Consider the following 13,393-nt stretch of genomic DNA (forward strand, 5'->3'; position numbering starts at 1 on the left):
CGTTCCAGCATGCTCGGAGGATGACATGAGACGGTCCTGGAGCCACTGGGCCCGCGCGGTCGCCGTGGGGGTGGTCGGCCTGACCCTGGTGGCCGCGTGCAGCGGCCGGAGCACCACCGGCGGCGGCGACGCGGATGGCGGCACGGTCACCCTGAAGATCAATTTCTGGGGCGACTTCGGGCTCCAGGACCTCAAGACCAGATACGAGGCCGCGCACCCCGACGTCAGGATCCAGCTCAACTCGGGCGAGTACAACGCCCAGCACGAGGACCTCCAGAAGAAGCTCGTCGCCGGCTCGGGCGCGGCGGACATCGCCGCCATCGACGAGGGCTACGCCGTGCAGTTCCGCAGCCAGTCCGACAAGTTCGTCAACCTGCTGGACAAGGGCGCCGGGTCGTTCGAGAGCAAGTACCTGCCGTGGAAGTGGAAGCAGACGCTCTCCGCCGACGGCAGGACCCAGATCGGCCTCGGCACCGACGTCGGCGGCCTGGCCATGTGCTACCGCACCGACCTCTTCAAGGCCGCCGGGCTGCCCACCGACCGCGACCAGGTCTCCGCGCTGTGGCCCACCTGGGACAGGTTCATCGAGGTCGGCCAGCAGTACACCGGCGCGACGGGGAAGAAGTTCATCGACTCGGGCACGAACCTGTTCAACCCGATCCTCGGCCAGCAGCAGGCCGGCTTCTACGACGAGCAGGAGCAGCTCCGGATGGACGGCGGCCCCAAGGTCGCCTTCGACTACACCGTCAAGGCGCTCCAGGCCGGCATCTCCGCCAAGCTCGTCAGCTTCCAGGCCGACTGGGACAAGGGCTTCACCAGCGGCGCGTTCGCCGTCCTCGCCTGCCCGGCGTGGATGCTCGGCCATATCAAGGACACCGCCCCCGGCACCGAGGGCAAGTGGGACATCGCGGCCGTGCCCGGCGGCGGCGGCAACTGGGGCGGCTCGTTCCTGACCATCCCCAAGCAGAGCAGGCACGTCGACGAGGCGTACGAGCTGCTGGAGTGGCTGGTCCAGCCGGAACAGCAGATCGAGATCTTCAAGAAGGTCGGCAACCTGCCGTCGCAGCCGGCCCTCTACGCCGACCCGGCGATCGCCGAGTTCAAGAACCCGTTCTTCACCGACGCCCCGGTCGGGCAGATCTTCCCGAAGATGGCGCAGGGCCTCACCCCGCAGTACCAGGGCAGGAAGAACGGCCCGACGCGGGTGAACGTGGAGAACGTCATCCGGCGGGTGGAGAACGGGACGCTCAAGCCGGACGCCGCCTGGGCCGAGGCGGTCAAGGAGGCCGAGAAGGCCAGCAGGTCCTGACATGCCCGACACCCGGCGGCTCGCCTGGCGCGACCGGCTGTACCGCTTCGACATGCGCTACCTGCCGTACCTGATGATCGCGCCCTTCTTCCTGCTGTTCGCCGTCTTCGGCCTGTTCCCGTTGCTGTTCAACGGCGTGGTGGCGCTGCGCAACTACGAGCTGGACGACCCGACGCTGCCGTACTGGGCCGGGCTCGACAACTTCACCCGGCTCGCCGGCGACGAGGACTTCTGGAACGCCCTCTACAACACCTTCGGCATCTTCCTGCTCTCCTCGCTGCCGCAACTGCTGCTCGCCCTGGTGCTCGCCTCGCTGCTCAACCGCAGGCTGCGCGCCCAGACCTGGTGGCGGGTCGGCGTCCTGCTGCCGTACGTGACGCCGATCGTCGCCTCCACGATGGTGTTCAGCGTCTTCTTCTCCCGCGACTTCGGCCTGGCCAACTGGCTGCTCGGCCCGTTCGGCGGTGGCGACGCGCCGATCGACTGGCGGGCCGACAAGCTGCACTCCTGGATCGCCGTCGCCACCATGGTCAACTGGAAGTGGATCGGCTACAACGCGCTGCTCTACCTCGCGGCCATGCAGTCCATCCCCCGCGACGTCTACGAGGCGGCGGCGATCGACGGCGCGGGCCCGTGGAAGCAGCTCTGGCAGATCACCGTGCCGATGATCCAGCCGGTCGTCGTGTTCACCGTCGTGCTCTCCACCATCGGCGGGCTCCAGCTCTTCACCGAGCCGATGCTGTTCGACCTCAACGCGCAGGCGGCCACCGGCGGCCCGAACGGCGAGTGGCAGACCATCGCCCAGCTCATCTACAAGGTGGGCTGGAAGGACCTCAACCTCGGCTACGCCGCCGCGATGTCCTGGGCCCTGTTCCTGATCATCCTCGTCATCGCCGGCATCAACACCTGGCTGACGAGCCGCCTGTCCGGAGGCCGCACATGAGCGCCGTCGACACCGCGCGCAGGCCCGTCGCGCAGGTCCCCGCGCCCCGGGGCCGGCGGGCCCGGCTGATGGGCCGCGCCCCGCAGGACACCCCGGCGGGCCTCGGCACGTACCTGCTGTTGGCCGTGACGATCCTCTTCTCGGTCTTCCCGCTGTACTGGATGTTCGTCATCGCCACCAGCGACGACGAGGCCCTCGCGATGATCCCCCCGGCGGTCGTGCCCGGCGACCGGTTCCTGGTCAACCTGGAGGAGGTCTTCTCCCTCCAGGACGTCTTCTTCGCCGCCGGCCTGATCAACAGTCTCATCGTCTCCACCGTGGTCACCGCCTCGGTGCTGTTCTTCTGCTCGCTGGCCGGCTTCGCGTTCGCCAAGCTGCGGTTCAAGGGCAGCGGCTGGCTGATGCTGTTCGTGGTGCTCACCCTCACCGTGCCCAACCAGCTCGGCATCGTGGCGCTCTACATCGTGATGGGCAAGCTCGGCTGGAACGGCACCCTGCTCGCCGTCGTCGCGCCCGGCCTGGTCACCGCGTTCGGCGTGTTCTACATGCGCCAGTTCATCGTCAACTCCGTCCCCGACGAGCTGGTCGAGTCGGCGCGGGTGGACGGCGCGACCACCATGCGGATCTACTGGAGCATGGTGCTGCCGGCGATCCGGCCCGCCCTCGCGGTGCTCGGCCTGCTGACGTTCGTGGCCACCTGGAACGACTTCCAGTGGCCGCTCATCACGCTCAGCGGCACCGACTTCCCCACCTCGATGGTGGCCATTTCCGACCTGGCCAGCGGCAACTACGTGATCTACCGGCGGGTGCTGGCCGGCGCGTTCGTCGCCACGATTCCCCTGTTGGTCATGCTGTTCGTCGGCGGGCGTCAGATCGTCCGCGGAATCATGGAAGGCGCGGTGAAGTCGTGATCCGGCAATCGTTGCACGAGGGTTGGCTGCTGCGGGCCGTCGCCGGGGGCCAGGCGCCGCCGCAGGTGGCGAGCCGGTCGGTCCCGGCGAGCGTGCCCGGCTGCGTGCACACCGACCTGCTCGCCGCCGGGCTGATCCCCGACCCCTACCTCGACGACAACGAGACGGCGCTGGCGTGGATCGGGCGCACCGACTGGGTCTACGAGACCACGTTCGACGCGCCGACCGGCGACGCCGACCGGGTCGACCTGGTCTGCGCCGGCCTCGACACGGTCGCCACGCTCGCCGTCAACGGCGTCGAGGTCGGCCGCGCCGAGAACATGCACCGGGGCTACCGGTTCGCCGTGGCGGACGCGCTGCGGCCGGGGGCCAACACGCTGACCGTCCGGTTCGACTCGCCCTACCGCTACGCCGAGGCGCACCGGGACCGGCTCGGCGACCGGCCCAACGCGTACCCCGAGCCCTTCCACTTCATCCGCAAGACGGCCTGCAACTTCGGCTGGGACTGGGGGCCGACGCTCGTCACCGCCGGCATCTGGCAGGAGATCGGCCTGCACGCCTGGTCGACGGCCCGGCTCGCGACGGTCCGGCCGCTGGTCACCGTCGCCGACGGTGTCGGCCGGGTCGAGGTGGTAGTCGAGATCGAGCGCGCCGCCGCCGGGCAGACCACCGCCGGGCAGGCCGTCGCCTCCGGGCAGGCCACCGCCGGCGAGCCGGTCACCGTCCGCGCCACGGTGGCCGGGGCCGCCGCCGAGGCCGTCGTCGCGGCGGGGGAGCGCACGGCCGCGCTGACCGTCGAGGTCCGCGACCCCGCGCTGTGGTGGCCCCGGGGGTACGGTGACCAGCCGCTGCACCCCCTCGACGTGAGGCTGCACGCCGCCGACGGCCGGGAGCTGGACGCCTGGTCCCGCCGGATCGGCTTCCGCACCGTGCGCCTGGACACCGCCCCCGACGCGTACGGCTCCGCGTTCACGCTGGTCGTCAACGACGTGCCGGTCTTCGTCCGGGGGGCCAACTGGATCCCCGACGACGCGTTCCCCGACCGGGTCACCCGGGCGCGGCTGGCGCACCGCTTCGACCAGGCCGTCGGTGCGAACATCAACCTGCTGCGCGTCTGGGGCGGCGGCCGGTACGAGTCGGAGGACTTCTACGAGCTGGCCGACTCCCTCGGGCTGCTGGTGCAGCAGGACTTCCTGTTCGCCTGCGCGGCCTACCCGGAGGAGGAGCCGTTCCGCTCCGAGGTGGAGGCCGAGGCGCGCGAACAGGTCACCCGGCTGGCCGCCCACCCGTCGCTGGTGCTCTGGACGGGCAACAACGAGAACATCTGGGCCTGGCACGACTGGGGCTGGCAGGAGCGCCTCGCCGGGCGCACCTGGGGCCGGGGCTACTACCTGGAGCTGCTGCCGGCGATCGTCGCCGAGCTGGACCCGACCCGCCCGTACTGGCCGGGCAGCCCCTGGTCGGGCTGGTCGGACCGGCCCGGCTCGGCGGAGATCCACCCCAACGACCCGGCGCACGGCAGCATGCACATCTGGGACGTGTGGAACACCGACGACTACACCAAATACCGCGAGTACCTGCCCCGGTTCGTCGCCGAGTTCGGCTACCAGGCGCCCCCGGCGTACGCGACGCTGCGCCGGGCCATCTCCGACGACCCGCTCGCCCCCGACTCGCCGGGGATGGCCCACCACCAGAAGGCCATCGACGGCGACGCGAAGCTCCGACGGGGCCTGGACGCGCACCTGCCCCCGCCGGCCGACTTCGCCGAGTGGCACTACTTCACGCAGCTCAACCAGGCCCGCGCCATCCAGCTCGGGGTGGAGCACTTCCGCTCGCACCGGCCGGTCTGCATGGGCGCCATCGTGTGGCAGCTCAACGACTGCTGGCCCGTCACCTCCTGGGCGGCCGTCGACGGCGACGGCCGGCGCAAACCGCTGTGGTACGCGCTGCGCCGCGCGTACGCCGACCGGCTGCTCACCGTCCAGCCCCGCGACGGCGGGCTGGCGCTGGTGGCCGTCAACGAGACCGGGCAGCCGTGGCGGGCCCCCGCCGCCGTCACCCGGGTCACGGCCGACGGCGAGCCGAGGGCGAAGTCGGCGTACGACCTCGACGTGCCCGCGTACGGGAAGGTGGAGCTGGCGCTGCCGGCGGACCTGGCCCGGCCGGAGGAGCCCCGGCGGGAGCTGCTGGTCGCCGAGGCGGGCGACGCCGGGCGGGCGTTCTGGTTCTACGCCGAGGACCGCGACGCCGACTGGCCGGCGGCGGAGTACGACGCCACGGTCGAGGAGGTCGACGGCGGGCAGCGGGTACGCGTCACCGCCCGCACGTTCCTGCGCGACCTGACCCTGTTCCCGGACCGGCTCGACCCGGCCGCCGAGGTCGACGAGGCCCTGGTGACGCTGCTGCCGGGGGAGTCGGCGACGTTCACGGTGCGGGCCCCGCGCCCGCTGCCCGCGGCGGCCCTCACCGCCCGCCCCGTCCTGCGCACGGTGAACTGAAAGGAGGGGCCCCTTGTTAACGCTTTCTGTATAGGAAGGGGCCCCTCCAATCACCCCGCAGGCGCTTGACAGCAGCCGAGCGAATGCACGAGAGTCGATGCGTTCCCGAGGTGCGGCGGCGCGCGCCTTTCCCCTTTCCCCGAAGGGCCTGCGCGATGCCGCTCCCGCTCGACCGCCGCCGCCTGCTGCGCCTCGGCGGCGCCACCCTCCTCGCCCCCGCCGTCACCGGCCTCGGCCAGCCGGCCCGGGCCGCCGCCGGCCCCGGGCTGACCAGCGCCGGGTCGCCCGCCGCCGGCCGGCCCGCCCGCGCCGCCGGCACGGTCACCGCCGACCTGGTCGTCTACGGCGCGACGTCGGCCGGGATCATGGCCGCCGTGCAGATGCGCCGGCTGGGGCGCACCGCGCTGGTCGTGGAGCCGGGCGGCCACGTCGGCGGGCTGACCACCGGCGGCCTCGGCTACACCGACAGCGGCACCAGCGCCGCCATCGGCGGCCTCGCCGGGGAGTTCTACCGCCGGGTCCACGCGAAGTACGCCGGCACGGCCGTCACCCCCACCTCCCCGATGCGGCTGGTCTTCGAGCCGCACGTCGCCGCCGCCGTCTTCGCCGACCTGCTCGCCGAGCACGCGATCCCGGTCCACCTCGACGCCCGGCTCGCCGCCGTGACCCGCGCGGGCGACCGGCTCACCGGCCTGGCCACCGACGACGGGCGGCTCTTCGCGGGCAGCATGTTCGTCGACGCCACGTACGAGGGTGACCTGATGGCGGCGGCCGGGGTGCCGTACACGGTGGGCCGGGAGGCCAACTCGGTGTACGGCGAGACGATCAACGGGGTGCAGCTACGCGGGGCGCACCAGTTCACCCTGCCCGTCGACCCGTACGTGACGCCGGGCAATCCCGCGAGCGGCCTGCTGCCCGGCATCTCCGCCGCTCCCGTCGCGCCCAACGGCACCGGCGACGACCGGATCCAGGCGTACAACTTCCGGATGTGCCTCACCCGGGCCGCCGACCGGATCCCGTTCCCGAAGCCGGCCGGCTACGACCCGGCCGACTACGAGCTGCTGCTGCGCTACGTGCAGGCCGGCTACACCGGCCCGTTCTTCACCACGCAGAGCGTCGGCGGCGGCAAGACCGACTCCAACAACACCGGCGCGTTCTCCACCGACTTCATCGGGGCCGGCTACGCGTACCCGACGGCCACCTGGGCGCAGCGGGACAGCATGGTCGCCGAGCATCGCGCGTACCAGCAGGGCCTGCTGTGGTTCCTGGCCAACGACCCCCGGCTGCCGGCGTCGGTCCGGGCCGACACCGCCGCCTGGGGCCTGGCCGCCGACGAGTTCACCGCCACCGGCGGCTGGCCACCCCAGTTGTACGTCCGCGAGGCGCGGCGGATGCTCGCCGACTACGTGATGACCGAGCGGGACTGCCGGGGCGCGGTGCGGGTCGCCGACTCGGTCGGCCTGGCCAGCTACACGATGGACTCGCACAACTGCCAGCGGGTGGTGGTGAACGGGGTGGTGAAGAACGAGGGCGACGTGCAGGTGGGGGTGCCGGGGCCGTACCCGGTCAGCTACCGGTCGATCGTGCCCGCGCAGGGGCAGTGCGCCAACCTTTTCGTCCCGGTCTGCCTGGCGGCCAGCCACATCGCGTACGGCTCGATCCGGATGGAGCCGGTCTTCATGATCCTCGCCCAGTCCGCCGCGACGGCGGCGAAGCTGGCCCTCGACGCGGGCGTGCCGGCGCAGCGGGTCGACGTCGGCGCCCTCCAGGCCCGGCTGCGCGCCGACGGGCAGATCCTCACCTGGCCGCCCGCCGCCGAGGGCGAGATCGTGGTCGACAACCGCGCGGCCGGGGTGACCCGGGGCGGGGCCTGGGTGGGCAGCACCGCCGTCGGCGGCTACTACGGCACCGACTACGAGCACGACGGCAACACCGGCAAGGGCGTCAACCGGCTGCGGTTCACCCCGGCGCTGCCGGCCGCCGGCACGTGGACGGTCCAGCTGCGCTGGACGGCCGATCCGAACCGGGCGAGCAACGTGCCGGTGGACGTGGCGCACGCCGGGGGCGTGACCACCCGCACGGTGGACCAGCGTGGCTCGGGCGGGCAGTGGGTGTCGCTCGGGGCGTACGAGTTCGCGGCGGGGTCGGCGGGCAGCGTGCTGATCCGCACGGAGGGCACCGACGGGTACGTGGTGGCCGACGCCGTCCGGTTCGTCCCGGCGGCCTGAGGGGGCGTCCCCGCTCGTCGACTTGAAGATTTCTGCAAGTGTTAAAGTCTTCATGTATGGGTCGTCGAGCGGGGAGTCCCCAGGTGTCCGTGCCGCTGTACCAGGCCAAGGCCGAGCTGTTCCGCACCCTCGGGCACCCCGTGCGCATCCGCGTGCTCGAACTGCTCCAGGACGGGCCGAAGCCCGTCCGCGACCTGCTCACCGCCATCGACGTCGAGGCGTCCAACCTCTCCCAGCAGCTCGCCGTGCTGCGCCGCGCCGGCATGGTCGCCTCCCACCGCGACGGCCCCCTGGTCGTGTACTCCCTCAGCACCCCCGACGTGGCCGACCTGCTGGCCGCCGGGCGGCGCATCCTCGGCGCGGTCCTCACCGACCGCGACGCCCTCCTCGACGAGCTGCGCGCCGACAGGTGAGCGCCGCGATCACCGCCGTCCGCGACCGCGTCCTCGGCCTGCTGCCCGGCCGCGCCGACTGGCACGCCGTACGCCGCTCGCCCCGCCGCGACCTGCTCGCCGGCCTCACCGTGGCCATCGTCGCCCTGCCGCTGGCCCTCGCCTTCGGCGTCACCTCCGGGCTCGGCGCGCAGGCCGGGCTGGTCACCGCCGTCGTCGCCGGTGCCGTGGCCGCCGTCTTCGGCGGCTCCAACCTCCAGGTCTCCGGCCCCACCGGCGCGATGACCGTGGTCCTGGTGCCCGTGGTGCAGCAGTTCGGCCCGACCGGGGTGCTGATGGTCGGCGCGCTGGCCGGCCTCCTGCTGATCGCCCTCGCGCTGGCCCGCCTCGGCCGCTACGTCCGCTATCTGCCGACCCCCGTCATCGAGGGCTTCACCGCCGGCATCGCCGTGGTCATCGCCCTGCAACAGGTGCCCGCCGCGCTCGGCGTGACAGACGCGCACGGCGAGCGGGTGTGGGCGGTGGCCGCCGACGCGGTCGCCCGGTTCGTCGTACACCCCCGGCCGGCTGCCCTCGCGGTGGCCCTCGGCGTCGCGGCGCTGATGCTGCTCGGCGGCCGCTGGCGGCCCGGCGTGCCGTTCTCCCTGGTCGGGGTCGCCGCCGCGACGATCCTCGCGGAGACCGCGCCGGTCGACCTGGTCCGCATCGGCGCGCTGCCGCAGGGGCTGCCCGCGCCGTCGCTGAGCTTCCTCGACCCCGGCGCGGTCGGCGTGCTGCTGCCCTCCGCGCTCGCCGTCGCCGCCCTCGCCGCGCTGGAGAGCCTGCTGTCGGCCACCGTCGCCGACGGCATGACCGTCGGCGAGCGGCACGACCCCGACAAGGAGCTGTTCGGGCAGGGGCTGGCCAACCTCGCCTCCCCGCTGTTCGGCGGCATCCCGGCCACCGCCGCCATCGCCCGCACCGCGGTCAACGTGCGCGCCGGGGCGTCGTCGAAGCTGGCCGCGCTGACCCACGCCGTCGCGCTCGCCGCGATCGTGCTGGCCGCCGCGCCGCTCGTCGGCCGCATCCCCCTCGCGGCGCTCGCCGGGGTGCTGCTCGCCACCACCGTACGGATGGTCGAGGCCGCCTCGCTCCTGGCGCTGGCGCGCGCCACCCGGGGCGACGCGCTGGTGCTCGTGCTCACCTTCGCCGTCACCGTGATCTGGGACCTGGTGACCGCCGTGGCCGTCGGCATCGCCGTGGCGGTCGTGATCGCGCTGCGCGCGGTGGCCCGCAGCGCCAGGCTGGAGCAGGTGCCCCTCGACCGGGGCGAGCACAGCGCCGAGGAGCACGCGCTGCTCGACGAGCACATCGTGGCGTACCGGCTGGACGGGCCACTCTTCTTCGCCGCCGCCCACACCTTCCTGCTCCAGCTCTCCGACGTCGCCGACGTGCGGGTGGTCATCCTGCGGATGTCCCGGGTGTCGGCGCTGGACGCCACCGGGGCGCACGTGCTGGGCGACGCGATCCGGCGGCTGCGGGGCCGGGGGATCACCGTGCTGCTCTCCGGCATCACCCCCGGCCACGACCAGGTGCTCGCCACCCTCGGGGTGGCCGACGAGCTGCGCCGCGACGGGCTGGTCTTCCCGGACACCCCGGCCGCGATCGCCCACGCCCGGGGCCTGCTGCGCGGCGCGCCCACCGCCTGACGGCCCCTGACGGCTTCGGCGGCCCCTGACGGCTTCGGCGGCCGCTGACGGCTTCGGCGGCCGCTGACGGCTTCGGCGGCCGCTGACGGCTTTGGCGGCCGCTGGCGGTCGCCGTGTCGCTCAGCCCGCGCCGACGCCTGTGTCGACGCCCGCGCCGGTCACGCGCAGAGCGGCGAGCTGGTGTACGTCACGCCGCCGTAGACGACCTCGCCGACCGCGCAGATCACCGAGTTGTCGCCGTAGAGCTGGTCGCCGTAGTACTGCGCGCCGGTGCCGCCGTACCACGGCGTCGACTTGTACGGGCTCTCCCTGTAGGCGCTGACCTTGACGCTGTTCGGGGTCACCCGGTTGTTGATCCGGCCCCAGTTGGTGCCGCAGGATGCGCTGTAGCGCAGCTCCACCACGGCCAACGTCGTCGCGCCCTTCATGATGTACGCCGGCTGGCTGGTCGCGTTGCGGGCGTCGGCCGAGCAGCCGGTGTTGATCGGGTCGCTGCCGTCGCAGCCGGAGGAGGGGCAGGCGGCGCTCGCCGGGCTACCTACGAGCAGGCTGGCGGCGACGAGCGTGCCGGCGGCCACGACGGCCAGCGCCCGGCGGGCGGCCCTCGGCGTACGGGATGCGGTGGTCATCTTTCCTCCACAGTGGATAGCCGATGTTCGGCAATGAATCGACCTCCATCTCTACCTTCCGCGGGCGGTCGTCTCTACGCTGTGTGGCGCTGGACAATCAATGCCGGCGCTGGTCAATCAATCCGAGGAGCCAGGATGGCCCGGGCGGAGCGCCCCCTCGACCCCGACGCCGACCCCGTGCAGGCCTTCGCCGCCGAGCTGCGCAGGCTACGCGAGCAGGCCGGACGGCCCACCTACCAGGCGCTGGCCCGCCGGGCCCACCGCTCGTCCAGCTCGTTGTCCGAGGCGGCCGGCGGGCGGAAGCTGCCCACCCTCGACACCACCCTCGCGTACGTCCGCGCGCTCGGCGGCGACGAGGCGGCCTGGGCCCGCCGCTGGCGGCAGGTCGCCGCAGCCGCGCCCGCGACTGCCGTGGCCGGTGCTCCGAGCGCCGCCGCGACCGGTGGTTCGGGCGTTGTCGTGGCCGGTGGCGGTCCCGGAGCCGTCGCCGAGGCGGTCGGGCCGCCCGCCGAGGCGTCGCCGCCCCCGGTGCCGGTTGACCGGTCCCGCCGCCGGCTGCTGCTCCCCGCCGCCGGGGCGGGGCTGCTGCTGGCGCTCGTCGTCGGGCTCGCGTCGCTCGGCTGGCGCTCTGCGGACCCGCCGCCCGTCCCCACCCCGCCGGCCGGGGCCGGGTCGCCGACGTCCGCCGGGCCCGCCCCGGCCGTCGAGGTGCGCGACGGGGCGGACCCGAAGGACGCCGGCTGCGCCGCCGACCCCGCCGTGGCGACCGTGGACAGCGCCGCCGTGCTGGTCGACGAGCGGGTCGTCGGCATGGTGGAGCTGCGCTACTCGCCCGCCTGCGGGGCGAGCTGGCCCCGGTTCATGCCGGCCCCGGCGGGCGCACCGGCCGTGCCCCGGCCGGCCCGGGTGGTGCTGACCGTCACCGACGGCGACGCCCCGGCCCGCAGCCGCGACTTCACCATCGACTACGCCGGCATCTCGTCCTACGGCAACCTGCTGACCAGCACCCGGAGCTGTGTCTGGGCCGAGGTGCGGATCACCGGCGACGGCTGGACGTCGCCACCGGGGCGCACGGGCTGCTACCGGGGCGCCACCCAGGTCCGCCCGATCCCCTGACCGACGTCACCAGCACAGATCCGATCATGCCTCCGGCCGGCCGACGGTCGCACGGCGCTCGGCCCCTGCGGGCGGGGCGTCGAACTCCGGGCTGTCCTGGGAGGAGATGGCGGTGGAGACGAGGCTGGCGGACACCGGCTGCACGGGGGTGACATCGTCGGGCATGCGGAGCCGCGGGGGCGCGGGCATCCACGGCTTGAGGTTCTGGATGATCTGCTCGTAGAAGTCGTCGATCGCGTGCAGCACGGAGTCGATGAACGCACCCCGTCCAGTGCCGCGCTTGGTGCCCGCCGTGGTGCTCTGGGCGACCCGGAAGGCGCGCAGCTCGCGGGACGGGTCGGCGATCAGCGTGGTGGGCTCCTCGCGGACCCGACGCAGGAGATCCGTGGCGCCGCCGCCCCGGGCATGCATGGCGAACGCCTCGACCCGCACGGTGTCCGGTGCGTCCCTCAACTGGCGGACCAGCCAGTTCACCCTCGTCGTCGGCCGGCCCGAGCGGGGGGCGTCAACGTCGACATGGCAGACGATCTGCCCGGCCCGCAGGTCGGCCATGACCTGAAGTGCGCCGACCGCACCGGGAATCCTGATGCTGCCGGTCAGGGTCCCGGTGCTGACGAGCTGGTTCACCAGCGACTGGGTGCGGCCGGCCGGATCGGCGAGATCCTTCCGGCTCAGCGCGGGGGTGACCTCGGTGCCCAACTGTCGGCCGAGACGAAGGCAGGCATAGCGGATCAGCGCGTCGAAGCGACCGGCCACCTCCGCCGCGCCGCCGTCGTTGGCCCGTAGGGTCCCGGCGGACACCCCGTCACGCACCTGCACCCACGCCGGCCCCATGTCGCTGAACTCCAGCGCGCCCGAGCGGGGGTGCTCCAGGTACCTGATCAACTCGCCGAGGACCCACGCCTGATCCGGGTCGGCGACGCCGCGATACTCCTTCTGGATCACCGCCTGGGTCAGGATCTCCGTCCAGGGCAGGTGATACAGGGCGACCTTGCGCAGCTTCCGGCGATCGACGGTCGTCGGATGCTGGCCCGGGACCGGGGCGATCTCGTTGGAGATCGTGATGAGGGCGTCGAAGCCCTGCTCCCGAGCGATGTCGAGGTAAGCCTCCAACTGGTCGGTCCGCAGCGTGTTGCTGCCGGTCTTCACCTCGACCAGCGCGGTCCACTGCCGTTGCCCTCGGGTGACCCGGATCAGGCCGTCCGGGAAGAGTTGCTGGGTGCCGAGCTTGAAGGGCACCTCGATGAAGGTCTGCACCGTCCCGGCCGGCGCTCCGAGGGACTGGGTCAGGACGCGCCCGAACTCCCGTACCGCGCTCATCACCGCCAGCAGGGCGGAGGTCGCCCGCCGTTCCTGTTCCTCTGCGCCGTTGATGCCCGACGTGGGGATCAGGCGGGCAGCGAGCCAGGTCTCCTCAGACATGCGATGACTCCTCGTGAAGGCGGTGGTACGAGAAGCTACTCGGCGGACAGGGTAGAAACCGGCGCGACTGTTGGCGCGAACGAACGGAAGAAGCTGCCTGGTCGGGAGCCAGTCGATCCGCCCAGCCGGCTGCTGCTGTCGGACGGAGATGTCGACATCATCGCTTTGGTCCATGACGACACTTCTGTCCGCTAGCCGACTGCGGTCGGCCAGCGAAGCACGATGATGGCTCGACGGCTCGGGGTGGCCTGAAGGGC

10 protein-coding genes are annotated in these 13,393 nt (G+C 72.9%); 8 read left to right on the forward strand and 2 right to left on the reverse strand.

From position 1 onward, the window contains the following. The first annotated feature begins 25 nt into the window (after nt 1–25). The 7 genes from O7633_RS27710 (at nt 26) to O7633_RS27740 (ending at nt 9,969) form a co-directional block, all read left to right on the forward strand. On the forward strand, nt 26–1,309 hold the full coding sequence (locus tag O7633_RS27710) for an extracellular solute-binding protein (protein ID WP_282324498.1): 1,284 nt from the start codon (nt 26–28) through the stop codon (nt 1,307–1,309). A 1-nt stretch (nt 1,310) separates the two neighbouring features. Continuing rightward, nucleotides 1,311–2,252 carry a sugar ABC transporter permease gene (locus O7633_RS27715; protein ID WP_282324499.1) on the forward strand — a complete coding sequence of 314 codons (942 nt, stop codon included), beginning with the start codon at nt 1,311–1,313 and terminating at the stop codon, nt 2,250–2,252. A gap of 68 nt (nt 2,253–2,320) precedes the next feature. After that, nucleotides 2,321–3,163 carry a carbohydrate ABC transporter permease gene (locus O7633_RS27720; RefSeq protein ID WP_278136359.1) on the forward strand — a complete coding sequence of 281 codons (843 nt, stop codon included), beginning with the start codon at nt 2,321–2,323 and terminating at the stop codon, nt 3,161–3,163. Next, nucleotides 3,160–5,661, forward strand: a complete 2,502-nt coding sequence (locus O7633_RS27725) for a glycoside hydrolase family 2 protein (protein WP_282324500.1) — start codon at nt 3,160–3,162, stop codon at nt 5,659–5,661. Before O7633_RS27720 ends, O7633_RS27725 begins: the two co-directional genes overlap by 4 nt. A gap of 155 nt (nt 5,662–5,816) precedes the next feature. After that, nucleotides 5,817–7,889, forward strand: coding sequence for an FAD-dependent oxidoreductase (locus O7633_RS27730; RefSeq protein WP_282324501.1), 2,073 nt, complete (start codon nt 5,817–5,819; stop codon nt 7,887–7,889). 83 nt (nt 7,890–7,972) lie between these two features. Beyond that, nucleotides 7,973–8,302: a metalloregulator ArsR/SmtB family transcription factor gene (locus tag O7633_RS27735; RefSeq protein ID WP_282324502.1), complete on the forward strand. Its 330-nt coding sequence runs from the start codon at nt 7,973–7,975 to the stop codon at nt 8,300–8,302. Then, nucleotides 8,299–9,969 (forward strand): SulP family inorganic anion transporter, encoded by a 1,671-nt coding sequence (locus tag O7633_RS27740; RefSeq protein ID WP_282324503.1) that lies wholly within the window; start codon nt 8,299–8,301, stop codon nt 9,967–9,969. The genes O7633_RS27735 and O7633_RS27740 overlap by 4 nt, the downstream gene beginning before the upstream one ends. 158 nt (nt 9,970–10,127) lie before the next feature. Here O7633_RS27740 and O7633_RS27745 read toward each other — a convergent pair whose 3' ends face one another. Then, nucleotides 10,128–10,598 (reverse strand): DUF2690 domain-containing protein, encoded by a 471-nt coding sequence (locus tag O7633_RS27745; RefSeq protein ID WP_282324504.1) that lies wholly within the window; start codon nt 10,596–10,598, stop codon nt 10,128–10,130. A 135-nt stretch (nt 10,599–10,733) separates the two neighbouring features. On the opposite strand from O7633_RS27745, the gene O7633_RS27750 reads away from it, so the two are divergent. Next, nucleotides 10,734–11,714, forward strand: coding sequence for an XRE family transcriptional regulator (locus O7633_RS27750; protein WP_282324505.1), 981 nt, complete (start codon nt 10,734–10,736; stop codon nt 11,712–11,714). Between the two features lie 24 nt (nt 11,715–11,738). On the opposite strand, the gene O7633_RS27755 is transcribed toward O7633_RS27750, so the two are convergent. Continuing rightward, nucleotides 11,739–13,136 carry a stress response protein gene (locus tag O7633_RS27755; protein ID WP_282324506.1) on the reverse strand — a complete coding sequence of 466 codons (1,398 nt, stop codon included), beginning with the start codon at nt 13,134–13,136 and terminating at the stop codon, nt 11,739–11,741. Between the last annotated feature and the right edge of the window lie 257 nt (nt 13,137–13,393).

The organism is Micromonospora sp. WMMD712 (assembly GCF_029581295.1).
Classification (GTDB): domain Bacteria; phylum Actinomycetota; class Actinomycetes; order Mycobacteriales; family Micromonosporaceae; genus Micromonospora; species Micromonospora carbonacea.

Bases quoted from the DNA above. Each gene is read 5' to 3' on its own strand.
- O7633_RS27755 (WP_282324506.1), bottom strand. From the start codon at position 13,136: ATGTCTGAGGAGACCTGGCTCGCTGCCCGCCTGATCCCCACGTCGGGC.
- O7633_RS27710 (WP_282324498.1), top strand. From the start codon at position 26: ATGAGACGGTCCTGGAGCCACTGGGCCCGCGCGGTCGCCGTGGGGGTG.
- O7633_RS27730 (WP_282324501.1), top strand. From the start codon at position 5,817: ATGCCGCTCCCGCTCGACCGCCGCCGCCTGCTGCGCCTCGGCGGCGCC.
- O7633_RS27745 (WP_282324504.1), bottom strand. From the start codon at position 10,598: ATGACCACCGCATCCCGTACGCCGAGGGCCGCCCGCCGGGCGCTGGCC.
- O7633_RS27750 (WP_282324505.1), top strand. From the start codon at position 10,734: ATGGCCCGGGCGGAGCGCCCCCTCGACCCCGACGCCGACCCCGTGCAG.
- O7633_RS27715 (WP_282324499.1), top strand. From the start codon at position 1,311: ATGCCCGACACCCGGCGGCTCGCCTGGCGCGACCGGCTGTACCGCTTC.
- O7633_RS27720 (WP_278136359.1), top strand. From the start codon at position 2,321: ATGGGCCGCGCCCCGCAGGACACCCCGGCGGGCCTCGGCACGTACCTG.